This window comes from Treponema sp. R80B11-R83G3 (assembly GCF_054786115.1).
This window is the reverse complement of record NZ_BDHF01000395.1, coordinates 1-626: the sequence shown is the minus strand read 5'-3', so window position 1 is coordinate 626 and position 626 is coordinate 1. Positions and strand designations below refer to the sequence as shown.

Annotated in this window: 1 pseudogene; it reads left to right on the top strand. The window is 42.2% G+C overall.

Annotation, left to right across the window (positions count from 1 at the left end):
- Positions 1-277: 277 nt before the first annotated feature.
- A pseudogene (locus ACYVRH_RS14075) lies at positions 278-626 on the top strand (Rpn family recombination-promoting nuclease/putative transposase); the annotation flags it as partial.

Below are 626 nucleotides of genomic sequence, written 5' to 3'. Positions count from 1 at the left end.
TTATGGAACCGCGCTCAAGTCCGTAAGCAAAATAATCATCGGGGTGGAGCCGCAGCCGCCTGCCCTCAACGCCGAAAGGACGGGGTATAAAATTGGGATTCAGGCGGAAAATGCCCTCTCCCTTTTGCAGTGTTTTCTCAATTAAATCTTTATTAGCCATGTCTAAATTCCTCCATAATATATTGGAATTTTCAGGTATTAATCGAGAATTGTCAAGTTAGCAATTCTTCGTTTTTTTCGCAAAGAATGGGGAGTAGTGAGCAGTGAGCAGTTAGTAGTGAGCAGTGAGCAATGTTTTATCGTCCTGTACAACGGGACTGACGAATATCCCGATTACGCGGAACTGAAGCTTTCCGACGCGTTCATGGAAATTGAAAGGTTAAAAACGGCGGGCGATGAAAAAATGCCGTTGGAATTAATCGCCCATGTATACAACATAAACCACGGGCATAATCCCGAAATACTGAAAAAATGTGAAAGTTTGTACGGCTACAGTTTTTTTATAAACAAGATAAGGGAATACCGAAGCCAGGGATTGACGCTTGAAGAATTGATAACCCCCGTGATAGAATATTGCATAAAGAACGATATTTTGAAGGAATATTTGAAAGAGCACGCTTCGGAGG